The following is a 26562-nucleotide window of genomic DNA, read 5'->3' as shown; positions in this document are numbered from 1 at the left end:
AGTTTCGGGTTTTCCGGTTGGTGAGGGCATCGAGGTTCTTCGTACGGTTTGGGAACAGTTGCTTTTCCCGAAAGGAGCCTCGATGTGAGCGCACGTTCCGCAGTCCAGAGGACGGTGAGGTGGCGGAGGGTCGTGGCGGCCGTGGCGGTTGGCGCGGTGCTGGCCGCGGCGGTCGGCGGTGGGGCCGGGTCGGCCGCGCCGCCGGCCCCGGATCACCGGTCCACGGCCACGGCCACGGCCACGGCCACGGCCACGATGCTCCAGCACGGCCTCGACGATCTGCACGACCTCGGCGTATCCGGGACGCAGGGTCTGGTCCGCGACGGGGGCCGGGTGACCGTGGCCGGCAGCGGCGTGGCCGACTTGGACACCGGCGCGCCGACGCCCGTCGACGGGTACTTCCGGATCGGCAGCACTACGAAGACGTTCGTGTCGGTGGTGCTGCTCCAACTCGTCGGCGAGGGCAGGATCGAACTGGACGACCCGATCGAACGCTGGCTGCCCGGTGTCATCAACGGCAACGGCAACGACGGCCGGCGCGTCACCGTACGCCAGATCCTGCAGCACACCAGCGGCCTCTACGACGCCACGAACGACCTCGCCGCGCTGAAGTCGGCCGACGAGTTCCTGGCGCACCGCTTCGATCACTACACCGAGGCGCAACTGGTGGCGATCGCGATGCGCCACTCGCCGCTGTTCGCCGCCGGCACGCACTGGAGCTACTCGAACACCAACTACCTCGTGGCCGGGATGCTCATCAAGCGGGTCACCGGACACCTGTGGTACACCGAGGTACGCTCCCGGATCCTGATGCCGCTGCACCTGACGCGTACGTTCTACCCCGGCGACCGGCCGACCCTGCCCCAGCCGCATGCCGAGGGGTACCGGCAGTTCGCGCCGGGCGGGCCGCTGGTCGACACGACCGTCTTCAATCCGACCGTGACGGCGTCGGCCGGCGGCCTGGTCAGCACCACCACCGACCTGGCCCGCTTCTGGCAGGCGGTCGGGCGCGGCGAGCTATTGCGGCCCGGACAGACGGCCGAGCTGCAGCAGACCGTGCTGGCCGATGGGTTCCAGGGAATCCGACCAGGCATCCGCTACGGGCTGGGCATCATGTGGATACCCAACCGGTGCGGCGGCTCCTGGGCGCACGTCGGCTCGATGCCCGGGATGAGCACCCTCGCCGCGGTCACCCCGGACGGCCACCGCTCGACGGTCCTGTACCTGGCCACCGAGCTGGCCGACCCAGACCGGGCAGAGGCTGTCATACAGCGGGAGATGGCACTGCTCGACGACCTGATCTGCGGCTGACGGTCATCGGGGGAAAGAACGGGAGTTCGACCTACCCGGTCGGCGGCGAGGATCTTCGCGGCGTCGTCGACCGGGGGTGGATGCGTTGGTTCACGCGGCTTGTAGGCGCACGGCAACGCCTCCGCGCCGACAGCGGCGCGGAGGCGCTGGGTGGAGTCAGGTCGGTGTTGCGTGGACAACGTCGTAGCAATCGCACTCCACGCTCGGCCAGCCACCGATCCAGCGCGGCAGAGCACGATCAGGGACGGCTGCGGGTATCCGAAGACGCAGCGTAGGCAGCCCTGAAGGGCTCCCTGTCCGCCGGATGCTCAGCGGCGCGGTCCGCTCGATCGACGAGCTGGCGGAGACCGACCTACGCCGGATGTTCCCCCGGTTCCAGGAGGGTCACCTCGACCATAATCTCCGGCTGTTGCAGCGGGTCGAGGCGCTCGCCGCGACGCTCGGGATCACCTCCGGACAGCTCTCGCTGGCCTGGGTGCTGGCACAGGGCGGGGACATCGCCGCCATCCCCGGTACCCGCCGGCAGGCACACCTGGAGCAGAACGTAGCAAGCGCCGCACTGCGCCTGGACCCGGCGACGCTGGCAACGCTCGACCAGGCGATTCCGGTCGGCGCGGTGGCGGGTGACCGCCGGGCGGCGCTCGACGCGGGCATCAAGGAGTAGGCGCGACGCGACGTGTTCGTCTCCGCCCGGCTCCCCACCCCCATCCGTCTTGGACAGATAACCTCTGGGGTGCGGGCGCCCTGAGACTGGACGCCGGTGCAGCAAAAGGGGTGTCCCTGTTGGAGCGTCCGCCGAGGCCCGTGGTGGCGGGTGACCGGTTGGTAGGATTCCGCGCGACGAGATCATCGGGTGTACGGGGGAGATGACGTGCCCGATTTCGAGATCCAACCGGACTCCGTTCGCGCCACCGGGGAGTCCCTGCTCAGCGGTGGCAGCAGCTTCGCCGACCAGCTCGCCGCGTTCGAGCAGGCGACTGCCGCGTACGAGGGTGCCTGGGGTGATGACACGATCGGCACCTACATCGGCACCGCGTACGTCGCCGTCGCCCAGTGGGCGCTCGACTGTTGGTACACAGTCGCGGACGAGATCTCCTCGGCCGGCGACGACCTGAACGTCATGGCCGACGCGTACGAGCAGACAGAGAAGGACATCGCCAGCATGTTCGACAACTTCGGCCGGACCCTCGGCTGACCGCGATGGGTCTTCAACTTCCCGGCGAACTGGTGTCCATCCTCGGCATGCTCGGTTACGACTGGCCGACCTCCGACGAGGAGCAACTGTTCCGCCTCGGTGAGCTCTGGCTGTCGTTCGCCCCACAGATCGAGGCGGCCGGCGCCGCCGCCGACATGTCGGCCGCACAGATGTGGGAGCAGAACCAGGGTGAGGCGGTCAGCGCCTTCCAGAACTGGTGGAAGGGCGAGGGCAACGCCCTCGACACACTCCAGCAGGGCGTCACCGGCGCCACCCTGGTCGGCGCCGGGCTGATCGTCTGCGCCGTCATCGTCCTCGCCCTCAAGATTCAGATCATCGTGCAGCTGGTGATCCTGGCGATCCAGATCGCCCAGGCGATCGCCACCGCCGTGGCCACGTTCGGCGCCTCGCTACTGGAGATTCCGATCTTCAAGCAGATCACCTCGATGATCCTGGACCAGTTGGTGAGCATGGCGACCGAAGCCGTTCTCAATGGTTAGTCGCCGCACCCGGCGTACCGGCGGTGGTTCCGGGAGCAGTCGTTCCGCACCCACCGTCCGTGGTCCGATCGGCGCCGCCGCACGCCGCCTCCCGGCACCGAGGGTACGGCGGATCAACGCGGACACCATCGAGTTCGAAGCCGGGCGCCCCCGCCGCTGGAACAGGACGGTGAACCGGCCGCTCCAACCCAACATGCACTATGTGGAACGTCATACCGGTTACCGGTACAGCACCGACGGCAAGGGCCGCGTGTCCTCATTCGGCGGCAAGCTCCAACTCGCCCACGGTAACCGCAACAGCTATCAGCAGGGCGTCTCCGGCGGGAGCGACCGCTTGTCCACCGACCAGGGTGGACACCTTTTCGCGCACATCTTCCGAGGGCCGGGCGAACGGATCAACCTGGTCCCGATGGATCGGACGATCAACCTGTCCGACTGGAAGAAGATGGAGAACACCTGGGCGAACGCGTTGAAGGCGGGATCTGACGTACAGGTTTCCGGTAGAACGTTCTATCCACCAGGCTCGTCTTCGCTGCGCCCCTCGCATCTGCTGGTCACGTACCAGATCGACAATCAGCCGCCCGTCGTCGTACCATTCAGAAACAAATAGTTAGGAACAGACGGCATGTTTGACGAGAACCAAGACCAGGTGGTCAACACGATCGGTGGCATCCTGTTCAAGCTGATGCCGGCCGACGCCGTGAAAATCATCGCCACCGGGGACCTCGGCGAAGAATCCGCCGGTGTGAGCATTCAATGGCGGACCGCTGCGGGTAACTCGGGTCACTTCCCCTTTGACGAGCAGCCTTTCGAGGAAATCATCCAGCTCAGCGACGCGTTCGTCTCGCTGCGCAACCTCATGGTCGCGGACGGGCACGATGCCTGGCAGGGGATCACCTTCACCGTCGAGCGCGACGGGCAGTTCGACGTCGATCTCTCCTACGCATCCTAGCTTCGCCCGGCGCACCGTCGAACGGGAAAGCGGACAGGATCCGCCCAGGTGTCATGGAACGGGTTCGCTCCGGTGCGGCGTGGCTTTTCGAGGACGTACGGGCGGATAGTCCACGCCGCCTCGACGGTCCTGTACGCGGCCACGGACGACCCGGCCGGGGTTGACGTAACGTCACGGTATGTGGGATATGGGGTGGTGGCGGCGGACAGCCCGGTTCCACCCTTATGCCTTTGATACCGCCGCCGCCGTGGGGCTCTTCGTCATCAGCATCGGCGAACCCCTGCTCGACCCCTCCCCCGCCCGAGGCGAGCTGAGCGCGGGCGAGATCGCCTTCAGTGCCCTGGTCTGCGCCGCTGTGGCGCTGCGTCGACGCTGGCCGCTGCCGGTACTGGCGTTCTGCAGCGCGGCCACGGCGGCGTCGGTGGCCTTCGGCTCCGCCCGTAACCTCTCCACCTTCGCGGTGGTGATCGCGGTCTACACCGTCGCCGCGACCACCAACCGGCTCACCGCGATCCTCGCCGGTACGTTCACCGCGCTGCTCCTGGTCGCCGGCGCGATCTGGTCCTCGTCGAACGGGTCCTGGCTCGACTCGGAAAAGGTGGTGCTCGCCCTCTGGAGCGGGCTGGCCACCGCCATCGGCGACGCCGTACGCAACCACCGGGACTACATCGTCGCCGTGGAGGAGCGTGCCACCCGGGCCGAACAGAGCCGGGAGGAGGAGGCCCGACGGCGGGTGGCCGAGGACCGGCTGCGCATCGCCCGGGACCTGCACGACGTGATGGCACACAACATCGCCTTGATCAACGTACAGGCCGGGGTGGCCGGGCACGTGCTGCGCACCAATCCGGCGGCCGCCGAGGAGGCGTTGGGGCACGTACGCCGGGCCGGGCGGGCGGCGCTGGACGAACTCGGCACGGTGCTGGGCGTACTGCGCCAGTCCGACGACGCCGCCGCGCCGACCGAGCCGACCCCCACCCTGAACCGCCTGCAGGAACTGGTCGACTCGTTCCACCGCACCGGGCTCGCGGTGCGGTGGCGCCTGGCGGGTCAGCCGTTTCCACTGCCGGCGGCGGTGGACCTCGCCGCGTACCGGGTAGTCCAGGAGTCGCTGACCAACGTGCACAAGCACGGCGGCGGCGCCGCCCGGGTGCGGCTGACGTACCGGTCGGACGATCTCACCATCGAGGTGGAGAACGATCCCGGGCCGGGAGAGCCGGCCGCCGGGCCGGTCGCCGGGACCGGACACGGGCTGCTCGGCATGCGGGAGCGGGTGACCGCGGTCGGCGGCACGCTGGAGGCGGGTCCGCTGACCGGCGGCGGTTTCGGGGTCCGAGCCGTGCTACCGGCGCGACAGGAGAAGCGATGACGATCCGGGTGCCGGTACGCCAGGAGGAGCGATGACGATCCGGGTGCTGCTCGCCGACGACCAGAACCTGATCCGGGCCGGATTCCGGGTGCTGGTCGACTCGGCGCCGGATCTTGAGGTGGTGGGTGAGGCGACCACCGGGGTCGAGGCGGTGGCGCTGGCCCGGACAACCCGTGCCGACGTGGTCCTGATGGACATCCGAATGCCGGAACTGGACGGGTTGGAGGCAACCCGACAAATCACCGAGGACGAGAGCCTGGTCGGCGTACGGGTCCTCATCCTGACCACGTTCGAGGTCGACGAGTACGTCCTCCAGGCGCTCCGGGCCGGAGCGAGCGGTTTTCTCGGCAAGGGGGTCGACCCCGCCGAACTCCTGGACGCGATCCGGGTGGTGGCCCGGGGAGACGCCCTGCTCTCCCCGGTGGCAACCAAGGGGCTGATTGCCCGGTTCCTGTCCCAGCCGGAGGATTCGGCCACCGCCAACGTTCCCATTCAACTCGAAACGCTGACCGAACGTGAGCGCGAAGTCCTCATGCTGGTCGCCGCGGGGCTCTCCAACGACGCCATCGCCGAGCGGCTCGTGGTGTCGCCACTCACCGCTAAAACGCACGTCAACCGCGCTATGGCGAAGCTGGGCGCACGGGACCGGGCCCAGCTCGTGGTGATCGCGTACCAGAGCGGGCTGGTCCGCCCCAGCGAGCCTCCATCACGCTGAGCAACCATCCGGCTATACCGCCATCGCAGTACGTCAGGTGTCTGCGGCCGGACGACGACGCGCACCCCGAGCAGAGGCGATGGTTGTGGCCATGCGCCGCTGGTGCGGCACAGCCCGACAAGGAGCCTTCAAGCATGATCGAAGTCAAGAACCTCGGGAAGCGGTACGGCGACAAGGTGGCGGTGGACGATCTGAGCTTCACCGTCCGGCCCGGCATCGTCACCGGCTTCCTGGGCCCGAATGGTGCCGGCAAGTCGACAACCATGCGGATGATCGTCGGTCTGGACGCACCCACCTCCGGCAGCGTCACCGTGAACGGCCGTCGGTACGCCGACCACGCCGCGCCGCTGCACGAGATCGGCGCGCTGCTGGAGGCGAAGGCCGTGCACACCGGGCGGTCGGCGTACCACCACCTGCTGGCCCTCGCCGCCACCACCGGAATCTCGCGTCGCCGGGTGAACGAGGTGATCGACCTTGTCGGCCTCCGCGAGGTCGCCCGCAAGCGCGCCGGTGGCTTCTCGCTCGGCATGGGGCAGCGTCTCGGCATCGCCTCGGCACTGCTCGGTGACCCGCAGACGGTGCTGCTCGACGAGCCGGTCAACGGGCTGGACCCGGAGGGGGTGCGGTGGATCCGCAACCTGCTCAAGGGGCTGGCCGCGGAGGGTCGTACCGTCTTCATCTCCTCTCACCTGATGAGTGAGATGGCGTTGACCGCCGAGCATCTGGTGGTGGTCGGCCGGGGCCGGTTGATCGCGGACGTGCCGATGGACGGTTTCTGCGGGCTCGCCTCCGCCACCAGTGTCCGGGTCCGTTCCCCCCAGTCGCACCAGCTCAGCGAGTTGCTCGCGGGTCCGGGCGTGACCATCAGCAGTGGTGAGCGCGGAGTGCTGGAGGTCTGCGGGCTCAGCACCGAGCAGATCGGGGACCGGGCCGCGAGCGCCGGTCTCACCCTGCACGAGCTCTCCCTTCAGCAGGCATCGCTGGAGGAGGCATTCATGGAGCTGACCCACGACTCGGTCGAGTATTCCGCGACCACCCCGAAGCAGCCCGTACTCGCCGGAAAGGCGGCCTGATGACCAGCACGGCACTCGAACCCCGCTTGCTGACCGGCGCACCGACCATGCCGGTCACGCACCGCCGTCGAACCGGACGCGTCACCCTCGCCCGCGTGATCCTCTCGGAGTGGATCAAGATCAGGTCGCTGCGTTCGACCGTGGTCAGCCTCTTCGCCACGTTCGGTGTGGTGGTCGCGCTCGGCCTGCTCTTCGCCGCCGTCGCCGCCGGACATGTCGGCGGCGAGTCGATCGGGCTCGGCGCCGGCGGGACCAGCGATCCGGTCAGTGCCAGCCTCGGCGGCGTACAGCTCGCGCAGTTGGTGATCGGGGTGATCGGGGTGCTCCTGGTCGCCGGCGAGTACTCCACCGGAATGATCCGGACCACCCTGGCCGCGGTGCCCAAGCGGCTACCGGTGCTCTGGGGCAAGACCATCGTCTTCGGTGGCGTCACGCTGGCCCTGATGCTGGTCGGCACGCTCGCGGCCTTCTTCGGCGGGCAGCAGATCATGGGTACGCACGGCGTCAGCCTCTTCGACCCGGGAGTGCTCCGGGCGGTGATCGGGGCGGCCGTCTACCTGACCGGTGTCGGCCTGCTCGGCCTGACTCTCGCCGCGCTGCTGCGCGGCACCGCCGCCGCCATCGCCGCGCTCTTCGGCGCGATGCTGGTCGTACCGGGACTCTTCCCGCTCCTGCCGAGCAGTTGGAACGACACGGTCGGACCGTACCTGCCGTCGCATGCCGGGGAGTCCTTCATGGCCGTCACCCCGAGCGCCGGGATGCTCGGCCCGTGGGCCGGACTGGCGGTCTTCGCCGGTTACGTGGTGGCCGCGCTCGCCGCGGCGGCGGTCATGCTCAAGCGCCGCGACGCGTAACCGACACCGCTCACCAATCGCCCACGGCTACTCGAAGATCCCTGAGCCCTTCCCGAACACGAACACCGCCTGCCACGATCCCCCCAACGTGGCAGGCGGTGTTCGTCTTCGTCGGTGGGAGGCATCACGACACCGAACCGACAAGTTACTGCTGGACTGCAGGCCGTTGCCGTACGGCGGGCGCCGATGGCGGTCGGCTGGTGACGAGCTCGGCGACGAGGGCGGTCAGGTCCTGTTCGGGAGACTCGCCTGGACTCAACTGATCGGGTTCCCCCCTACTCGCCGGTCTGGCACCGCTCACCCCGCTGCTGTCCCCCCTCACCACCACGATCATCGCCACTACCCTCATGGGCGTCACTGTGGTGTTGGACCTGTACTTCGTTCCGTCGCGTGACCTGCTGCCGGCCTCGCGAGCCTGAACGAGCAGATGGGGCGACATCCGCCGTCCCCGATCGCCGTTACGAACGATGCGCGGTGTCGCCACTGCGATCAAGGCGACCAGCGTGCCCGGGCGTACGCGATGGAGGCCGGACCGGTGCGGCGGCTGCGAAACCCGGTCAGGCCAGGCCGAAACGGCACCTGAGCCGTGTCGCCCAGACGCTTGGATGTGAACGCTAACAGGCCGTTTGCTCAATGTCTACGCCCTCGCGATGATCTATGGCCCGCTCTGGATCCGTGTCAAATCACAGATCGGTCGCGGTCGAAGGAAACCCTTGACGGCCGCGATGAGAGCGTTAACACTACCGAAACGCAAGGGCCATACAGCGGCCCCAGACAGCACCTGCGGTCGACCGACACCGGTCGGCAACCGATCAGTGGGCGGTTGGTTCCGGGCGGATACCCCCGCCCCGACCAGCCCCATGCGACACGACCAATCGGCTCATCGGGGCCGGGGACGCGGGACACCAGGCGGCGGATGTCCCCTCGACGCCACCCCACGACACGTTCCAGACGGGTGAGGAGAAAGCGGTGTTCAGAAGGATTTCCGCGGCGGCGATGGGTGGCCTGCTCCTGGTCGCCTCGCTGACCGCATGCGGCGGCGACAGCGGCGCCGGAGGCGGCTCCGACGACAAGATCGTAATGGGATTCGCGCAGGTGGGCGCCGAGAGCGGCTGGCGTACCGCCAACACCAAGTCCATTCAGGAGGCCGCCAAGGCGGCCGGCATCGAACTCAAGTTCTCCGACGCGCAACAGAAGCAGGAGAACCAGATCAAGGCGATCCGCAGCTACATCACGCAGCGGGTGGACGTGATCGCCTTTTCCCCGGTGGTGGAATCCGGCTGGGACACCGTGCTCAAGGAGGCCAAGGACGCGGGCATTCCGGTGATCCTGACCGACCGCGCGGTGGACTCGCCGGACACGTCGCTCTACAAGACCTTCATCGGCTCCGACTTCATCATCGAGGGCGAACGGGCCGGCGAGTGGCTGAAGAAGGAGTACGAGGGCAAGCCCGAGACGGTCAACATCGTCGAGCTCCAGGGCACCACGGGCGCCGCTCCGGCGAACGACCGGAAGGAGGGCTTCGCCAAGGTCATCGGCACCGAGCCGAAGTTCAAGGTGATCGCCTCCCAGACCGGTGACTTCACCCGCGCCAAGGGCAAGGAGGTCATGGACGCCTTCCTCAAGGCACAGCCGAAGATCGACGTGCTCTACGCGCACAACGACGACATGGGCCTGGGTGCGATCGAGGCGATCGAGGCGGCCGGCAAGAAGCCCGGCGTCGACATCAAGATCGTGACAGTCGACGCGGTGAAGGACGGCATGCAGGCCCTCGCCGACGGAAAGATCAACTACATCGTGGAGTGCAGCCCGCTGCTCGGTCCACAACTGATGGACCTGGCCAAGAAGGTCGTCGCCGGTGAGACCGTGGAACAGCGGGTGCTCACCGAGGAGACCACCTTCACCCAGGAGCAGGCCAAGGCGGCACTGCCGAACCGCCAGTACTGAACGACGCGGCAGACGGCTCACCGGTCGCCCCGGCACGTACCGCCGGGGCGACCCGCCCACCGCACGGGAGAAGGGCTTCAGCCATGGCAACAGGCCGGGCGATCCTCACGATGACCGACATCGGCAAGCACTTCCCAGGGGTCGTCGCCCTGGACCACGTCGACTTCCGCCTCTTTCCGGGCGAGGTGCACGCCCTGATGGGCGAGAACGGTGCCGGCAAGTCCACGCTGATCAAGGTGCTGACCGGTGTCTACCAGCACGACCACGGTCACATGGAACTCGACGGTGGGCCGGTCGCGTTCGCCGGACCGCTCGCCGCCCAACAGGCCGGCATCAGCACCGTCTACCAGGAGATCAACCTCTGCACCAACCTCTCCGTGGCGGAGAACATGTTCATCGGACGCGAGCCCCGGCGGTTCGGACACATCCGCTGGTCCGAGCTGCGCCGCCGGGCCGCCGACCGGCTCCGCCGGCTCGACCTCGACATCGACGTGTCGAGCCCGCTCGGCGCCCACTCGCTCGCCATCCAGCAGATGGTCGCGATCGCACGGGCGATCGACATCTCCGCCAAGGTGCTCATCCTCGACGAACCCACCTCCAGCCTGGACGCCGCCGAGGTCGCGCAACTGTTCCGGGTGATGCGACAGCTCAAGGAGGAGGGCATGGCGATCATTTTCGTCACCCACTTCCTCGACCAGGTCTACGAGATCTCCGACCGGATCACGGTGCTGCGCAACGGTCGGCTGATCGGCGAGTACCGCACCACCGAGCTGAGCCAGCTCGACCTGGTCGGCAAGATGATCGGCGGCGAACTGGCCGTACTCGAACAGCTCGACGAGCAACCCAAACCCCCGGTGGCCGCGATCGAGCAGGGCGCCCCGGTCGTGCAGGCGCGTGAACTGGGACGCAACGGCTCGATCGAGCCGTACCACCTCGCCATCCACCAGGGTGAGGTGGTCGGGCTGGCCGGCCTGCTCGGCTCCGGTCGCACCGAAGCGGCTCGGCTGTTGTTCGGCGCCGACCGCGCCGACCACGGAGAGCTCCTCGTCGACGGCAAACCGGTCGTGCTGCGCGGCCCACACACCGCGACCGCGCACCACATCGGATTCTGCTCCGAAAACCGCCGGACCGAGGGCCTGGTGGAAGAGCTCACCGTACGGGAGAACATCGTGCTCGCCCTCCAGGCCAGTCGCGGCTGGTCCCGCCCCATCCCCCGGCGCCGCCAGGACGAACTGGTCGATCGGTACGTCCAGGCGCTGCGGATCCGACCCGCCGACCCGGAACTACCGGTCCGCACACTCAGCGGCGGCAACCAGCAGAAGGTGCTGCTCGCCCGCTGGCTGATCACCGAGCCCCGGCTGCTGATCCTGGACGAACCGACCCGGGGCATCGACGTCGGCGCCAAGGCCGAGATCCAACGCCTCGTCGTCGAACTCGCCGACGGTGGAATGGCTGTGCTCTTCATCTCCGCCGAACTCGAGGAGGTGCTCCGGCTCAGCCACAAGGTCGCGGTGTTCCGGGACCGGCGCCTGGTCACCGAGCTGGAAAACACCGGCGACCTCGACGCCGACCGGGTGATGGCGGTCATCGCGGGCGGAGCACCGGCATGACGAACCTGCTGCGACACCGCCTCTTCTGGCCGTTGGCCATCCTCGCCCTGCTACTGCTCGGCAACCTTGCCTTCACCCCGGGCTTCTTCTCCATCCAGCTCCGCGACGGCCACCTCTACGGCAGCCTGATCGACATCCTGCGGCTCAGCGCGCCCCTGGTGCTGGTCGCGCTCGGCATGACGGTGGTCATCGCCACCGGCGGCATCGACCTCTCGGTCGGCGCGGTGGTGGCGATCGCCGGCGCCCTGGCCTGCCTGCGAATCAGCGAACAGGACAACCAGCAGAGCGTGTCGGTGGTGCTCCTCGCCGTGGGGCTGGCGCTGCTCGGGTCGCTCCTGCTCGGACTCTGGAACGGTTTCCTGGTCGCCGCCGTCGGCATCCAGCCGATCATCGCGACGCTGATCCTGATGGTGGCCGGTCGGGGCATCGCCCAGCTCATCACCGGTGGGCAGATCATCACCATCACCTCGGACCCGTACCGGCTCATCGGTGCCGGGTACTGGCTCACCCTCCCGTTCTCGGTGCTGATCGCCGTGGTGGTGACGGCGATCGCGGTGACCCTCACCCGGCGTACCGCCCTGGGCCTGCTGATCGAGGCGGTCGGCGGAAACCCCCGGGCCAGCCGGCTCGCCGGCATCAGGTCACGCCGTCTGATCGTGAGCGCGTACGTCTTCTGCGGGCTCTGCGCCGGGGTCGCCGGCCTGATGATCAGCTCGAACGTCTCCAGCGCGGACGGCAACAACGCCGGGCTGCTGATCGAACTCGACGCGATCCTCGCCGTGGTCATCGGCGGCACCGCGCTGGCCGGAGGCCGGTTCTCCATCGCCGGCACGGTGCTCGGCGCGGTCATCATCAAGACCCTCGACACCACGATCTACACCATCGGCATCACTCCCGAGACCACCCTGCTGTTCAAGGCGGTCGTGGTCATCGTCCTCTGCCTGGCCCAGTCGCCCGCCTTCCGGAACCGGGTGTTCGCCCGGCGCCGCCATCCCGACCCGCCGGCGCCCACCGCATCGGCACCGAAGCTGGAGGTCCCGGCATGATCGACCTCGGCGAGACAAAAACAGGTACGAGCACCGCCGGTGCCGCCCTGCCCCGCCTGCTCGACGCCCGGCGGCGCTACCTGCCGGTGCTGGCGACGCTCGCCCTGCTGGCCCTGATGTACGGCCTCGGCGCGGTCAACTACGAGGGCTTCTCCGACACCCAGGTGCTGCTGAACGTCCTCATCGACAACGCGTTCCTGCTGGTCGTCGCTGTCGGCATGACGTTCGTGATCCTCACCGGCGGGATCGACCTGTCGGTCGGGGCGGTGGTGGCACTGACCACCATGATCTCGGCGTCGCTGCTGGAGCAGCGGGGCTGGCCACCTGGAGTGGTGCTTCCCTTGGTGCTGCTGATCGGCGCCGCCTTCGGCTTCGCCATGGGGTGTGTCATCCACTTCTTCGAGATCCAGCCGTTCATCGCCACCCTCGCCGGCATGTTCCTGGCCCGCGGTCTCTGCTACGTGATCAGCACCGACTCGATCCCGATCACCGACGGGTTCTGGACCACGATGGCGCAGAGCAAGCTCCGAGCCGGCGGCTTCTTCGTCTCGACCAGTGTGCTGATCGCACTGGTCGTGGTGCTCGGCGCGGCGTACGTGTTGGCGTACACCCGGCTCGGGCGGGACGTCTACGCGGTCGGCGGGAGCCCGCAGTCGGCGCTGCTGATGGGGTTGCCGGTCGGGCGTACCCGCATCGCGGTCTACACCATCAGCGGGTTCTGCTCGGCGCTCGGCGGCGTACTGCTCAGCTTCTACATGCTCTCCGGTTACGGGCTGCACGCCACCGGTCTCGAACTCGACGCGATCGCCGCGGTGGTGATCGGCGGCACCCTGCTCACCGGCGGATCGGGCTACCTGTTCGGCACGGTGCTGGGTGTGCTGGTGCTGGGCCTGATCCAGACGATCATCACCTTCCAGGGCAACCTCAGTTCCTGGTGGACGAAGATCGTCATCGGCGTCCTGCTGGCGGCCTTCATCCTGCTGCAACGAGCGGTCTCCCGGCGTGCGTCGTAACCGGCCCGGGCGGCGGGAGTGGTGACGCCGACGAACGGACGTCCGGCCGTCATGGCGGACGTCGCACGCCTCGCCGGGGTGTCGCACCAGACCGTGTCCAGGGTGCTCAACCACCACCCGAACGTACGCCCGGAGACCCGGGACCGGGTGCTGGCGGCGATCTCCGAGCTGAGCTACCGGCGCAACGCCCTGGCGCGCGGCCTGGTCCGGCGCCGGTCGCGGGTGCTCGGCGTGGTCAGCTTCGACACCACCCTCTTCGGCCCGGCCTCCACCCTGTACGGGATCGAGCGGGCCGCCCGGGCGGCCGGTTACTGGGTCAGCATCGCCACCCTGGAACGGATCGACCGCGCGGGGGTGCTCGCCGCCGTGGACGCGCTCGCCGAGCAGTCGGTGGAGGGTGTCATCATCATCGCCCCGCAACTGGAGGCGGCCGGTGCGCTGCACAGCCTGCCGGCCGGGCTGCCAGCGGTGGCGGTGGAGGCCGGCCTGGACGGCGGCGCCCCGGTCGTCGGCGTCGACCAGGTCGCGGGTGCGCGGCTCGCGGTCGAGCACCTGCTGGCGCTCGGACACCGTACGGTGTGGCACATCGCCGGTCCGCCGGACTGGTTGGAGGCCCGGGACCGGGTCGAGGGGTGGCGTGCCGCGCTACGCGACGCGGGCCGGCCGGTGCCGGCGATGATCGCGGGTGACTGGAGTGCCCGTTCCGGCTATGCCGCCGGGCAGGCGTTGGCCCAGCAGGCCGACGTGACGGCGGTCTTCGCCGCCAACGACCAGATGGCGCTCGGTCTGCTCCGGGCGCTGCACGAGCGGGGCGTACGGGTGCCCGGGGAGGTCAGCGTGGTGGGCTTCGACGACATCCCGGAGGCGGAGTTTCTCATTCCGCCGCTGACCACCGTCCGCCAGGACTTCGACGAGGTGGGGCGCCGGAGCATGGCGGCCCTGCTGCGCCTGCTGGAGCTGGCCGACGGACCGGATACCACATCGGAGGTGGCTGCGGTGGCGCCGACCCTGGTCGAACGGGGCAGCACCGCGCCCCCCGAGCCGGTCAGATCCACAGAGGACACCCTTTAGTGGACGATCTTTTGAACTTTCGGTCACGCGGACGAAAGTATTAAAGCTTCACACGTAACTTTCGCTTTACATGACTGCCATGAATGCCTAGTCTTCGATGCCAAGAGTCGCCGGACGCGGGGGTAGCGCGGATGACGGACGCTGATTCGACGGAGCACCATGAGCCCCCGGGCCAGGTCCTGCTACGGATGCAGGGAATCACCAAGCGGTTTTTCGGAGTGACCGTCCTCGATCATGTGGACCTTGACTGCCGTCGTGGAGAGATCCACGCGGTGATGGGCGAAAACGGCGCCGGCAAGTCGACACTCATGAAGATCCTGGTTGGGGCGTACCAGCCGGACGGCGGCCGGATATCGATCGACGGCACCGAGGTCCGGTTCGGCCATCCCCGACAGGCCCTGGACGAGGGCGTCAGCATCGTGCACCAGGAGCTCAACCTGTTGCCCGAACGGACCGTGGCGGAGAACATCTGGCTCGGCCGGGAACCACGCCGACGGCTCGGCGTCGACCGCCGCGCGATGGAGGCCACCGCCACCGGACTGCTCGCCAGTCTCGGCGCCGCCGACGTCATCGCCCCCCGCGCCACGGTCGGACAGCTACCGGTGGCACAGCAGCAACTCGTCGAGATCGCCAAAGCGCTCTCCTTCGAGCCTCGGATCCTGGTGCTCGACGAGCCCACCGCCGCGCTCTCCCCACACGAGGTCGACGCGCTCTTCACCCGAATCCGCCGACTGCGGGACAACGGTCTGACCGTGCTCTACATCTCGCACCGGCTCAAGGAGATCTTCGAGCTGACCGACCGGATCACCGTACTCAAGGACGGTCGACGGGTCGACACGGTCGAGACCGCGCAGGTCGAACCGAGGCAACTCGTACGGCTCATGGTCGGCCGGGAACTCGACCACTACTTCCCGCCCCGGGCCACCGCCGAGCAGATCGGTCCGGTCCGGCTGGCGCTGCGCGGCGGCTCGGCCGGCCCCCTGCACGACCTCGACCTGGAACTGCGGGCCGGCGAGATCGTGGGCCTCGCCGGGCTGGCCGGATCGGGCCGCACCGAGCTGGCGAAGCTGCTCTTCGGCGCGACCCGGCTGGCGACCGGCACGCTGACCGTCGACGGCCGGCAGCGCCGGCTCCGCTCCCCCCGCCACGCGATCCGGTGCGGCATCGGCCTGCTCACCGAGGACCGCAAATCCGAGGGCCTGGTGCTGCCGCTCTCCGTGCGCGACAACAGTCTGCTCGCGGTCCGGGCCATGGGCTCGGCCGGCCGGCGCGGTACGGCGACCCCCGCCATGGTCCGAAACCTACTGGACCGGGTGCAGTTACGCGGCGGCACGCCACATCGGGAGGTGCGCTACCTCTCCGGCGGCAACCAGCAGAAGGTGGTACTGGCCAAGTGGCTCGGCACCGGTGCGACCGTCCTGATCTTCGACGAGCCGACCCGGGGCATCGACGTCGGCGCCAAGGCGAGCATCCACGAGCTGATGCGGGAACTCGCCGCCGAAGGCGTGGCGATCCTGATGATCTCCTCCGAGCTGCCGGAGGTGATCGGGATGGCCGACCGGATCCTGGTGATGCGCCAGGGCACCATCGCCGGCACCCTGCCGGCCGGCGCCAGCGAAGCCGAGATCATGCTGCTGGCCACCGGTGAGGTCGACCCGACCGGTGCCGCGGACGCCGCGCAGGTCGCGGCCGTCGCGGGCGCGGAGATCGCGGGCGTGGCGGGCGTCCGGACCTCGACCGAGGACGGTACGACGGAAGGGGTCGCCCGATGACCGCGCGGACCCTCTCCCCCACGCTGGACCGGACCGGTCCGCTGCTCCGGGGCGGCTTCGCCAGCGCCCCGGTCTGGTTCGTCCTCGGCGGGGTCTTCGCCGTCGCCTGGCTGCTGGTCGAACTCGACGGCGGCGCGTTCATGACGGTCAGCAACCTCCAGAACCTGGCCGTCCGGTCGGTGGCGCTCGGGCTGGTCGCGGTCGGCCAGACCATCGTCCTGATCGGCGGCTCACTGGACCTCTCGGTGGCGTACACAGTCGGCATGACCGCGGTCGTCGCCTCCTTCGTGATGCAGGGCGACCCGGACCGGATGGTGCTCGGGGTGCTGGTCACACTCGCCCTCGGCGTCCTGATCGGGCTGGTCAACGGCCTGGTCATCACCGGGCTGAGAGTGAACGCGTTCATCGCCACCCTGGGCACCTCGCTGGTGATCAGCGGCATCCTCAACGCCCTCTTCACCAACTTCACCGGCTCCGTCCCCCGCGCCTTCCAGGGCCTGGGTTACAACGCGGTCGGACCGGTGCCGGTCTCGGTGATCCTGCTGCTCGCGGTCGTCGGTGGCGCCTGGTGGGTGCTGCGGCACACCCGGTTCGGATACCACCTCTACGCGGTGGGCGGCAGCGAGGAGGCGGCCCGGCTCTCCGGGGTCCGGTCCGCCCGGGTCATCGTCACCGCACACGTCCTCTGCAGCGTCACCGCCGTACTGACCGGGCTGTTCCTGGTCAGCCGGCTGCGCTCGGGTGCCCCGTGGGTCGGCACCGACGGCGGCTACGACCTGGAGTCGATCGCCGCGGCGGTGGTCGGCGGTACGGCACTCGCCGGCGGCCGGGGTACGGTCGCCGGCACCCTCGCCGGGGTGCTGATCCTGGCCGTCATCGACCAGGTGTTCAACCAGTACGAGGTGAACGCCTTCCTCAAGACCCTCATCCGAGGCCTGATCATCGTCGGGGCGGTGGCGCTCTACGCGAGGCGCACCCGGCGGGACGAGGCGGGGCTGTGACCGTCACCGACAAAGCGGCGCGGGACGTACCGGGGGGCGGCGCGACCGGACGGCGGGTCTGGACCGCGCTGCGGGCCGTACCACCGATCTGGGTCATCCTGCTCGTGGTGATCGCGGTGCTGGCCTGGCGCAACCCGGTCTTCATCGAGCCCGATCCGTTCGCCAACTTCCTGCGCCGGTCGGCTCCGCTGGCGATCCTCGCCGCCGGCCAGGTCTATGTGATCATCGCCGGGGAGTTCGACCTCTCCGTCGGCGCACTGGTGACCGCGGTGGTGGTCGTCGCCGCGCGGCTCTCCGACGGCGAAGCCGGCCACACCTGGTGGCTGCTCCTCCTGCTGCTCGCCGGGGGTGCGCTGGTCGGGCTGGTCAACGGCCTGGTCACCACCCGCCTGCGGGTGCCCTCGTTCATCGCCACGCTAGGCATGTTGCTGGTGTTGAACGGGGCCGTCTTCCTCTGGTCCGGTGGCGCGCCGCGCGGCTCACTCGCCGACAACTTCCGCGAACTCGGCCGGCGGGGCGTCGAAGGGGTCTTCGGCCTGGCCATGCTGCCGTACGCGGTGCTGATCCTGGTCGCGGTCGGGGTGGGGCTCTGGTGGTTGCTCAGCCACAGCCGCTTCGGCCACCAGGTGTACGCCGCCGGTGGCAACCAGCGCGCCGCCGCGCTCTCCGGTGTGGACGTACGTCGGGTCCGTACCACCGCGTTTGTCATCTCCGCGCTCTGCGCGGTGGTGGCAGGCGTCCTGCTCGGCGGCGCCACCGGCGTGACCGCCGAGGCGGGCGTCGGGTACGAGTTCCAGGCCATCGCCGCCGTCGTGCTCGGCGGCGCGGTGCTCGGCGGGGGCCGGGGCAGCGTCGGTGCGGCGATCGCCGGTGCGCTCACCCTCCAGGCCCTCTTCTCACTACTCAACCAGTTCGGCCTTGCCCAGTCGCTCCGGCAGGTGGTGCAGGGCGTGATCATCATCGGCGCGGCCGCGTACGCGGCACGCAGAATGCGCCGCTCGGGCTGACCATCGACGGGTCAGAGCCAATCCACCGCTCACTGAAGCTCCACGCATTTTCCTGAACCGGAAGGAGAAAGGCCCGATGCGTTCCCCCACCACACTGCGCCGTCTCGCACTCGGCGCGGCGGCGGTGCTGGCCCTCGCCGGCTGCAACTCCACCGCCCCCGACGACGGGGAGGGCGACGGCGGACCGGCCGGTAGCGGCACCGGTGCCCAGTCGTCCTTCTTCGTCCAGGCCGACTACGACGAGCAGGTCAAGCAACGCGAGATGAGTCCCACCGGCCCACCCGACTCGCCCTGGTTGCAGGCGATCGCCCCGCAGATGACCGACACGGCGAAGTTCACCAAGCCCGGTCCGCACAACATCTGCTTCTCCAACGCCGCCGTGAACAACCCGTGGCGGCAGGTCGGCTGGACCACGATGCAGGCCGAGGCGAAGCTGCACCCGGGGGTCACGCTCACCGCGGTCGACGCCGAGGGCAAGGACGAGAAGCAGATCAGCGACATCGAAGGGCTGATCGCCGGCAACAAGTGCAGCGCGCTGATCGTCTCGCCGAACACCACCAAGGCGCTCACTCCGGCGGTCGAGAAGGCGTGCGCGGCCGGCCTGCCGGTGGTGGTCTTCGACCGGGGTGTGGAAACCGACTGCGCCACCACCTTCATCCACCCGATCGGCGGCTACGCCTTCGGCGCGACCGCCGCCGAGTTCCTGGTGGAGAAGGTCAAGAAGAGCGGCAAGATCCTCGCGTTGCGCATCCTGCCCGGCGTCGACGTGTTGGAGACCCGCTGGTCGGCGGCGAAGGTGGTCTTCGACCAGGCTGGTGCCAACGTCGTCGGGGTCGAGTTCACCGACGGCGACGCGGCCAAGGTCAAGACGATCGTCAACGACTACATCGAACGGTTCGGTTCGATCGACGGCGTCTGGATGGACGCCGGAGCCACCTCGGTCGCCGCGATCGAGGCGTTCGAGGACGCCGGCGCCGAGGTGCCGCCGATCAACGGTGAGGACCAGCAGGACTTCCTGAAGATCTGGCAGGAGAAGAAGCTGACCGCGATCGCGGCCACCTACCCGACGTACCAGTGGCGTACGCCGGTGATCGCGGCGGTGGACATCCTCGCCGGCAAGCAGGTGCCGAAGGAGTGGGTGCTGCCGCAGCCGACCATCACCGACGCCAACCTGGCGCAGTACGTGCTGCCCGACATGCCGCCGCTGCACTACGCGCTCTGTGGCTGCGAGAAGATGCCCGGCTTCCCCGGTGCCTGGGGCGGTAAGTAGCTGATCCTCCGGGGCCGGTGGTTGCCGCCGCCGGCCCCGGACCACCGAAAGGAGCAGGCGTGTACGGCATCGGCGCCAACACCTGGATCTGGGTCTCCCCACTCACCGACGACCGGCTCGCGGTGCTCGCCCCACGCATCGCCGGCTGGGGTTTCGACACGATCGAGCTGCCGATCGAGTCGCCGGGTGACTGGGATCCGGGGCGTACCGAAGAGTTGCTTGCCTCGCTCGGTCTCACCGCCACCACCTGCGCGGTCATGCCACCCGGCCGGGACCTGGTGACCGACGACCCGGACGTTGCCGAGGCGACCGCCGAATATCTGCGGGCCTGTGTCCGGGCGGCGGCCCGGATCGGGGCGCGGGTGGTCGCCGGTCCGGTCTACGCCCCGGTCGGGCGGACCTGGCCGCTCGACCCGACCGACCGTCGGGTGACGATCCGGCGGCTGGTGGAGCGGCTGCGACCACTCTCCGAGTACGCGGCGTCACAGCAGGTCACGCTCGCGCTGGAGCCACTGAACCGGTTCGAGACGAGCCTGGTGAACACGGTCGAGCAGGGCCTGGAGGTGGTGGAGGCGGTGCAGAGCCCGGGCCTCGGCCTGGCGCTGGACACGTTCCACCTCAACATCGAGGAGCGCGACCTGCCGGCCGCACTGCGGGCCGCCGGCCGGTGGTTGGCGCACATGCAGGTCTGCGCGAACGACCGGGGCGCGCCGGGAGCGGACCACCTGGACTGGCCGGGCATCGTCGCCGCGCTGGCCGACGTGGGGTACGCCGGCCCGCTCTGCATCGAGTCGTTCACCTCGGAGAACCGTACGATCGCGACGGCGGCGGCGATCTGGCGTCCGCTGGCGCCCAGCCAGGACGAGTTGGCCACGGCGGGGCTTGCCTTCCTGCGGGCCCTGCTCGCCGGACGGGAGACGCCGGCAGCGGCGGGACGCTGATCCGGGGCGTCCGGTGGGCCCGGCGTGTTGTCGCGCCGGGCGGGTGGCGGCTGCCCATACCGTCTCTCATCAGCGGAAATTAAGACATTGACATAGATAGATCTTTAGGGTCAGCCTGGAACCGCGAGACGAATGCGCGGGGGAAGGTCCCCTGTTCGGCGGCGCATTCGAGCGGTCGCACCACCACCACCGCCGCCCGTCGGAAGGAGACGGCATGCGTCGCCGTTTCTCAGCCCTGTCCACGTCCATCGCCGTACTGCTCACGTTCCTCGTCCTACCGGCCCAGCCGGCCTCGGCCGCACCGTTCCGCGCACTGCTCTTCTCCGAGACCGCCGGCTATCGCCACGACTCGATCCCGGCCGGCATCGCCATGTTCAACCAGCTCGCGACCGAGAACGGGTTCACCGTGGTCGCGTCCGAAGACTCCGCGGTCTTCACCCCGGCCAACCTCGCCACCTTCGACGTGGTGATCATGTTCCAGACCTCCGGCATGGTCTGGGACAACGACGCCCAACGCCAGGCGATCCAGGGGTACGTCGCCGCCGGCGGCGGCATCGCCGCCATCCACAACGCCACCGACATGGGCATCGAGAGCTCCTTCCCCTGGTGGGACAACCTCGTCAACGGCGGGGCCCACATGCCCGAACACTCCCCCGGGGTGCTGCCCGGCACCGCACACGTCGCCGACCGGGCACACCCCTCGACGGTCGGCCTACCGGACCGGTGGAACCGCAGCGAAGAGTGGTACAACTTCGACCGCAATCCGCGCGGTGACGTGCACGTCCTGGTCACCGCCGACGAGCGGACCTACAACCCGGGCGGCGCGGCGATGGGCGCCGACCACCCGATCTCCTGGTGCCGCGAGGCCGAGGGCGGCCGGGTCTGGACCACCGCGATGGGGCACGCCGCCTCCTCGTACAGCGAGACGCTCTTCCGTCAGCACCTGCTCGGCGGCGTGCAGTGGGCCGCCGGGGACAAGCCCGGCGACTGCGGCGGCACGATCTGGGGCAACTTCGAGAAGGTCGCGCTCGACGAGAACACCGTCGACCCGATGGCGCTCGACATCGCCGCCGACGGGCGGGTCTTCTACATCCAGCGCGCCGGCCAGTTGAAGATCTTCAAACCGGCGAGCAGTTCGACGGTCACCTCGGGCACGTTGAGCGTCTACACCGGAGGTGAGGACGGCCTGGTCGGCATGGCCCTCGACCCGAACTTCGCCACCAACAACTGGATCTACCTCTACTACTCTCCGTCGGCCGCGACCACCGACATCAACCGGCTCTCCCGGTTCACGGTCAACGGCGACACCCTCGACCCGGCCAGCGAACGGGTCCTGCTCGACGTGCCGGCGTACCGGTCCCGCACCAACCCGGAACCGGGCCACACCGGCGGTTACGTCGCCTTCGGGCCGGGCGGGAACCTCTACCTGTCGGTCGGCGACGACACACCACCCAACTACGACCCGGCCTGGCAGGGCTACGCCCCGCTGGACTGGCGTTCCGGCAGGTCGTTCCTTGACGCGGCCCGCTCCGCCGGCAACACCAACGACCTGCGCGGCAAGATCCTGCGCATCCACCCGGAGCCGGGCGGCACCTACACCATTCCGAGCGGCAACCTCTTCTCCCCCGGCACCGCGAACACCCGCCCGGAGATCTACGCGATGGGCTTCCGCAACCCGTTCCGGTTCCAGGTCGACCCGCAGACCGGCTGGATCAACATGGCCGACTACGGACCCGACCGCAGCGGGCCGGCCACCAACCGGGGCCCGGAAGGGCTGGTCGAGATCAACGTGATCAAGCAGGCGGGCAACTTCGGTTGGCCGTTCTGCCACGGCAACAACCAGGCGTACGCGCCGTACAACCCGGACACCGGCGTGGTCGGGGCGAAGTTCAACTGCAACGCACCGGTCAACAACTCGCCGAACAACACCGGCCTCACCACTTTGCCCCCGCTGGTCCAGCCCCAGGTGTGGTACGGCTACGGCACCTCGCCGGAGTTCCCGGAACTGGGTGAGGGCGGCGCCGCACCGATGGGCGGACCGGTCTACCGCTACAACGCCGCCTCCACCTCGCCGACCAAGTTCCCGGCGTACTACGACGGGGTGCACTTCTTCTACGAGTGGGCCCGCAACTACGTCAAGGAGATCCACTTCGACGCCAACGGCGGCCTGTTGAAGATCAACCCGTTCCTGCCCGGCGTCTTCTTCAACAAGCCGATGGACATGCGCTTCGGCCCGGACGGTTCGCTCTACCTGCTGGAATGGGGAGCCAACTTCGGCGGCGGCAACAACGACTCCGGGCTCTACCGGATCGACTACTCCAGTGGCGACCGGTCACCGATCGCCAAGGCCACCGCCACCCCGAACAACGGGCGTACCCCGTTGACCGTGCAGTTCTCCAGCGCCGGCTCGTACGACCCGGACCCCGGCGACGTGATCACGTACGCCTGGGACCTGGACGGCAACGGCAGCACCGACTCGACCGCGCCCAACCCGTCGCGGGTCTACACCAGCAACGGCAACATCACCGCCCGGCTGACCGTCACCGACAACACCGGCAAGAGCGCGTTCGCCAACGTCCCCGTCACGGTCGGCAACACCGCGCCGACGGTCGCCATCACCGGCCCACCCAACGGCGGCATGCTCGACTTCGGTCAACAGGTCGCCTACACGGTGTCGGTGACCGACCCGGAGGACGGCACCGTCAACTGCACCCAGGTCTTCATGAACCCCGCCCTCGGGCACGACGACCACCAGCACCCGACCAGCGACTACGCCGGCTGCTCCGGCACCGTCTCCACGGAGCTGCTCGGCGGACACCCCGACGGCGCCAACCTCTACTACGTGCTCAACGCGCGCTACCAGGACAACGGTGCCGGATCGGTGGCCCGACTGACCGGCTACGCGAACACGATCCTGCAACCCAAACACAAGCAGGCGGAGTACTTCACCGGCATGTCCGGCGTACGGGTGATCGACCAGGCGGGCGCCGAGAGTGGCAAACGGATCGGCGACGTCAGCAACAACGACTGGATCATGTTCGACCCGATGAGCCTGCAGGGCATCACCTCGGTCAGCTACCGCCTCTCCAGCCCGAGCGGTGGCGGCTCGATCGAACTGCGGGCCGACTCCCCCACGGGTCAACTGCTCGCGACCGCCCCGGTGGCGAGCACCGGCGGCTGGGACACGTACGTCTCCCAGGCCGCCGTACCGGTCACCGCGCTGACCGGCACCCACAAGCTGTACATGGTCTTCAAGTCGTCGGTGGGGAACAACTTCGACGTCGACTCGTTCACCTTCGGCGGGGCCGGTGTCGGCACCACGCCGTCCGGGGGCATTGCCGGACGGACCTGGACGCTCACCGCCACGCACAGCGGCAAACTGGCCGACGTCTCCGGGGTGTCGACCGCCGACGGCGCGGTCGTGCACCAGTGGGCGGCGACCGGTGGCACCAACCAGCGCTGGCAGGCGGTCGACGCCGGTGGCGGAACGGTGCAGCTCAAGGCCGTACACAGTGGAAAATGCATGGCGGTCACCGGTGGCTCCACCGCCGCCGGCACCGGAGTCAGCCAGGTTCCGTGCGGCACCGCGGCGAGTCAGCGGTGGCAGCCGGTGGCCCAGTCCGGGGGCGTCTACGAGCTGCGGGCCGCCCACTCGGGGCAGTGCCTCGACGTCAACGGAAACTCGATGAACGACGGCGCCACGCTGATCCAGTGGGGTTGTGGCGGCGGGGCCAACCAGAGGTGGCGACTGACCCAGGTCGCCTGAGTTCCCGAGAGTAAGGAAGGGCCCCTTGTTAACGCATAGCGTTAACAAGGGGCCCTTCCTTACTTCCTAACGTTGGCGCAGCAGCGGAGCGCCGGGTACGGCGGGAGGCGGCGTCGCCTCGTCCACGTCGATCGCCGGCTGGGAGAACTGCGCGTGGTATAGCCGGTGGTACGCGCCCTCGGCGGCGAGCAGTTCGGCGTGCGTACCCTGCTCGACGATCCGACCACTCTCCATCACCAGGATGAGGTGCGCGTCCCGGATGGTGGAGAGCCGGTGCGCGATGACGAAGCTGGTCCGGTCCGACCGCAGCGCCGCCATCGCCCGTTGCAGCAGCACCTCGGTACGGGTGTCGACCGAACTCGTCGCCTCGTCCAGGATCAGCAGGGAGGGGTTGGAGAGGAACGCACGGGCGATCGTGATCAGCTGCCGTTCACCAGCGCTGACGTTGCTTCCCTCCTCGTCGATCACCGTGTCGTAACCGTCGGGCAGGCTGCGTACGAAGCGGTCGACGAAAGTCGCCTTCGCCGCCGCGAGGATCTGCTCCTCGCTCGCCTCCGGGTTGCCGTACGCGATGTTCTCCCGAATCGTGCCGCCGAACAGCCAGGTGTCCTGGAGCACCATGCCGATCTCCGACCGGAGCGTGTCCCGGCGCAGCTCGGTGAGATCGACCCCGTCCAGCGTGATCCGGCCGGAGTCCAGCTCGTAGAAGCGCATGACCAGGTTGACCAGGGTGGTCTTGCCGGCGCCGGTCGGGCCGACGATCGCCACCGTGTGACCGGGCTCGGCCACCAGCGACAGGTCCTCGATCAGCGGCTTGTCGTGCTCGTACCGGAAGGAGACCCGCTCGAACTCGACCCGGCCGTGCCGGTCGGTGAGCGGAGCCGGCTTGACCGGGTCCGGGCTCTGCTCCTCGGCGTCGAGAAGGTCGAAGACCCGCTCCGCCGAGGCGACGCCGGACTGCAACAGGTTCGCCATCGACGCCACCTGGGTCAGTGGCTGGGTGAACTGCCGGGAGTACTGGATGAACGCCTGGACGTCACCCAGGCTCATCGCGCCCGAGGCGACCCGCAGGCCACCGATCACCGCGATCGCCACGTAGCTCAGGTTCCCGATGAACATCATCGACGGCATGATGATGCCGGAGACAAACTGGGCGCCGAAGCTCGCCTTGAACAACTCGTCGTTCTTGGCCGCGAAGGACGCCTCGATCTCGCGCTGCCGGCCGAAGACCTTGACGAGCTCGTGGCCGGTGAACGCCTCCTCGATCTGGCCGTTCAGCGCACCGGTGTGCTTCCACTGGGCGACGAACTGCTTCTGCGACCGCTTGGCGATCTGCTTGGTCACCCAGACCGACAGCGGCACCGCGACCAGCGCGACCAGCGCCAGCAGGGGCGAGATCACGAACATCATGACCACCACGCCGACCACGGTCAGCAGCGAGGTGAGCAACTGGCTCAGCGTCTGCTGCAAACTCGTCGAGATGTTGTCGATGTCGTTGGTCACCCGGCTGAGCAGCTCGCCCCTGGGCTGCTTGTCGAAGTACGGCAGCGGCAACCGGTTGAGCTTGTCCTCGACGTCGGACCGGAGTTGCCGGACGGTCCGCTGAACCACGCCGTTGAGGATGTAGCCGGCCAGCCAGGAGAGCAGGCTGGCACCGGCGAAGAGGAGCATCACCAGCAGCAGCACCCGGCCGAGCCGGTCGAAGTCGATGCCGACCCCGGGCAGCACGTTCGCCTTGGCGATGATGTCGGCGAACGAGTCGTTTCCGGCCGCGCGTGCCCCCTCAACCGCCTGTTCCGTGGTCGTCCCCGGCGGCAACTGCTTGCCGATGACACCGGAGAAGATGATGTCGGTGGCGTGGCCGAGGATCTTCGGACCGATGACGCTGAGGCTCACGCTGGCGACGACGAGCGTGATCACCCCGATCAGTTGCAGCCGGTGCGGCCGTAACCGGCCCATCAGCCGCTTGGCCGAGGGCAGGAAGTTCATCGACTTCTCGGCCGGCATACCCGCGCCCATCCACGGTGGGCCGCCACCACGGCGAGCGGCGGCGGGCAACCGCGCCGGGGTCGTTTCGGTCGTCTGCTGGCTCATCCCCGTACTCCGTGTCTGGTCTGCCGTACCCCGGGTCTGGTCTGGCGCCGGCTGGCCG

Annotated in this window: 22 protein-coding genes; 21 read left to right on the top strand and 1 reads right to left on the bottom strand. The window is 68.9% G+C overall.

Features of this window, described 5'->3' with window-relative positions; translation table 11 throughout:
- The first annotated feature begins 132 nt into the window (after positions 1-132).
- The 21 genes from BDK92_RS32415 (at position 133) to BDK92_RS32315 (ending at position 24410) form a co-directional block, all read left to right on the top strand.
- Positions 133-1311, top strand: a complete 1179-nt coding sequence (locus tag BDK92_RS32415) for a serine hydrolase domain-containing protein (protein ID WP_246017371.1) — start codon at positions 133-135, stop codon at positions 1309-1311.
- A 304-nt stretch (positions 1312-1615) separates the two neighbouring features.
- Positions 1616-1975 carry an aldo/keto reductase gene (locus BDK92_RS32410; protein ID WP_121160161.1) on the top strand — a complete coding sequence of 120 codons (360 nt, stop codon included), beginning with the start codon at positions 1616-1618 and terminating at the stop codon, positions 1973-1975.
- Between the two features lie 207 nt (positions 1976-2182).
- Complete coding sequence (locus BDK92_RS32405) at positions 2183-2506, top strand: hypothetical protein (protein WP_147457196.1); 324 nt, start codon at positions 2183-2185, stop codon at positions 2504-2506.
- A 5-nt stretch (positions 2507-2511) separates the two neighbouring features.
- Positions 2512-3006, top strand: coding sequence for a WXG100-like domain-containing protein (locus tag BDK92_RS32400; RefSeq protein WP_121160159.1), 495 nt, complete (start codon positions 2512-2514; stop codon positions 3004-3006).
- 169 nt (positions 3007-3175) lie between these two features.
- The gene (locus tag BDK92_RS32395) at positions 3176-3616 is read left to right on the top strand and encodes a DNA/RNA non-specific endonuclease (RefSeq protein ID WP_170208770.1); all 441 of its coding nucleotides are present in this window, start codon (positions 3176-3178) and stop codon (positions 3614-3616) included.
- A 15-nt stretch (positions 3617-3631) separates the two neighbouring features.
- Positions 3632-3958 (top strand): immunity protein YezG family protein, encoded by a 327-nt coding sequence (locus BDK92_RS32390; protein WP_121160157.1) that lies wholly within the window; start codon positions 3632-3634, stop codon positions 3956-3958.
- Positions 3959-4136: 178 nt separating this feature from the next.
- On the top strand, positions 4137-5324 hold the full coding sequence (locus tag BDK92_RS32385; RefSeq protein ID WP_121160156.1) for a sensor histidine kinase: 1188 nt from the start codon (positions 4137-4139) through the stop codon (positions 5322-5324).
- A gap of 31 nt (positions 5325-5355) precedes the next feature.
- Entirely contained in the window at positions 5356-6039 is a 684-nt protein-coding gene (locus tag BDK92_RS32380; protein ID WP_121160155.1) for a response regulator transcription factor, read from the top strand.
- Between the two features lie 134 nt (positions 6040-6173).
- Positions 6174-7112: an ATP-binding cassette domain-containing protein gene (locus BDK92_RS32375; protein ID WP_121160154.1), complete on the top strand. Its 939-nt coding sequence runs from the start codon at positions 6174-6176 to the stop codon at positions 7110-7112.
- Complete coding sequence (locus tag BDK92_RS32370) at positions 7112-7966, top strand: ABC transporter permease subunit (protein ID WP_211349445.1); 855 nt, start codon at positions 7112-7114, stop codon at positions 7964-7966. Before BDK92_RS32375 ends, BDK92_RS32370 begins: the two co-directional genes overlap by 1 nt.
- A 996-nt stretch (positions 7967-8962) precedes the next feature.
- The gene (locus tag BDK92_RS32365) at positions 8963-9913 is read left to right on the top strand and encodes an ABC transporter substrate-binding protein (protein ID WP_121160153.1); all 951 of its coding nucleotides are present in this window, start codon (positions 8963-8965) and stop codon (positions 9911-9913) included.
- An 83-nt stretch (positions 9914-9996) separates the two neighbouring features.
- Positions 9997-11523, top strand: a complete 1527-nt coding sequence (locus BDK92_RS32360) for a sugar ABC transporter ATP-binding protein (protein WP_121160152.1) — start codon at positions 9997-9999, stop codon at positions 11521-11523.
- Complete coding sequence (locus BDK92_RS32355) at positions 11520-12569, top strand: ABC transporter permease (RefSeq protein ID WP_121160151.1); 1050 nt, start codon at positions 11520-11522, stop codon at positions 12567-12569. The genes BDK92_RS32360 and BDK92_RS32355 overlap by 4 nt, the downstream gene beginning before the upstream one ends.
- Positions 12566-13582 carry a galactofuranose ABC transporter, permease protein YjfF gene (gene yjfF / locus BDK92_RS32350; protein ID WP_121160150.1) on the top strand — a complete coding sequence of 339 codons (1017 nt, stop codon included), beginning with the start codon at positions 12566-12568 and terminating at the stop codon, positions 13580-13582. Before BDK92_RS32355 ends, yjfF begins: the two co-directional genes overlap by 4 nt.
- Positions 13583-13633: 51 nt before the next feature.
- Complete coding sequence (locus BDK92_RS32345; RefSeq protein WP_121162778.1) at positions 13634-14653, top strand: LacI family DNA-binding transcriptional regulator; 1020 nt, start codon at positions 13634-13636, stop codon at positions 14651-14653.
- Positions 14654-14784: 131 nt separating this feature from the next.
- Complete coding sequence (locus BDK92_RS32340; RefSeq protein WP_121160149.1) at positions 14785-16425, top strand: sugar ABC transporter ATP-binding protein; 1641 nt, start codon at positions 14785-14787, stop codon at positions 16423-16425.
- A complete protein-coding gene (locus tag BDK92_RS32335; RefSeq protein ID WP_121160148.1) occupies positions 16422-17426 on the top strand; it encodes an ABC transporter permease in 1005 nt (334 codons plus the stop codon). Before BDK92_RS32340 ends, BDK92_RS32335 begins: the two co-directional genes overlap by 4 nt.
- Positions 17423-18433, top strand: coding sequence for an ABC transporter permease (locus BDK92_RS32330; RefSeq protein WP_121160147.1), 1011 nt, complete (start codon positions 17423-17425; stop codon positions 18431-18433). The genes BDK92_RS32335 and BDK92_RS32330 overlap by 4 nt, the downstream gene beginning before the upstream one ends.
- Positions 18434-18509: 76 nt before the next feature.
- Positions 18510-19703 (top strand): ABC transporter substrate-binding protein, encoded by a 1194-nt coding sequence (locus BDK92_RS32325; RefSeq protein ID WP_121160146.1) that lies wholly within the window; start codon positions 18510-18512, stop codon positions 19701-19703.
- Positions 19704-19762: 59 nt separating this feature from the next.
- Positions 19763-20644 carry a sugar phosphate isomerase/epimerase family protein gene (locus tag BDK92_RS32320; RefSeq protein WP_121160145.1) on the top strand — a complete coding sequence of 294 codons (882 nt, stop codon included), beginning with the start codon at positions 19763-19765 and terminating at the stop codon, positions 20642-20644.
- A gap of 214 nt (positions 20645-20858) precedes the next feature.
- On the top strand, positions 20859-24410 hold the full coding sequence (locus tag BDK92_RS32315; protein ID WP_121160144.1) for a ThuA domain-containing protein: 3552 nt from the start codon (positions 20859-20861) through the stop codon (positions 24408-24410).
- Positions 24411-24476: 66 nt separating this feature from the next.
- Here the strand turns inward: BDK92_RS32315 and BDK92_RS32310 are convergent, their stop codons facing one another.
- A complete protein-coding gene (locus BDK92_RS32310) occupies positions 24477-26504 on the bottom strand; it encodes an ABC transporter ATP-binding protein (protein ID WP_121160143.1) in 2028 nt (675 codons plus the stop codon).
- Positions 26505-26562: the final 58 nt, after the last annotated feature.

Origin of the sequence: Micromonospora pisi (assembly GCF_003633685.1) — a bacterium.
GTDB classification, from domain to species: Bacteria; Actinomycetota; Actinomycetes; order Mycobacteriales; family Micromonosporaceae; genus Micromonospora_G; species Micromonospora_G pisi.
Note: the sequence above shows the minus strand (reverse complement) of the source record. Positions and strands in the feature narration are given on the sequence as shown.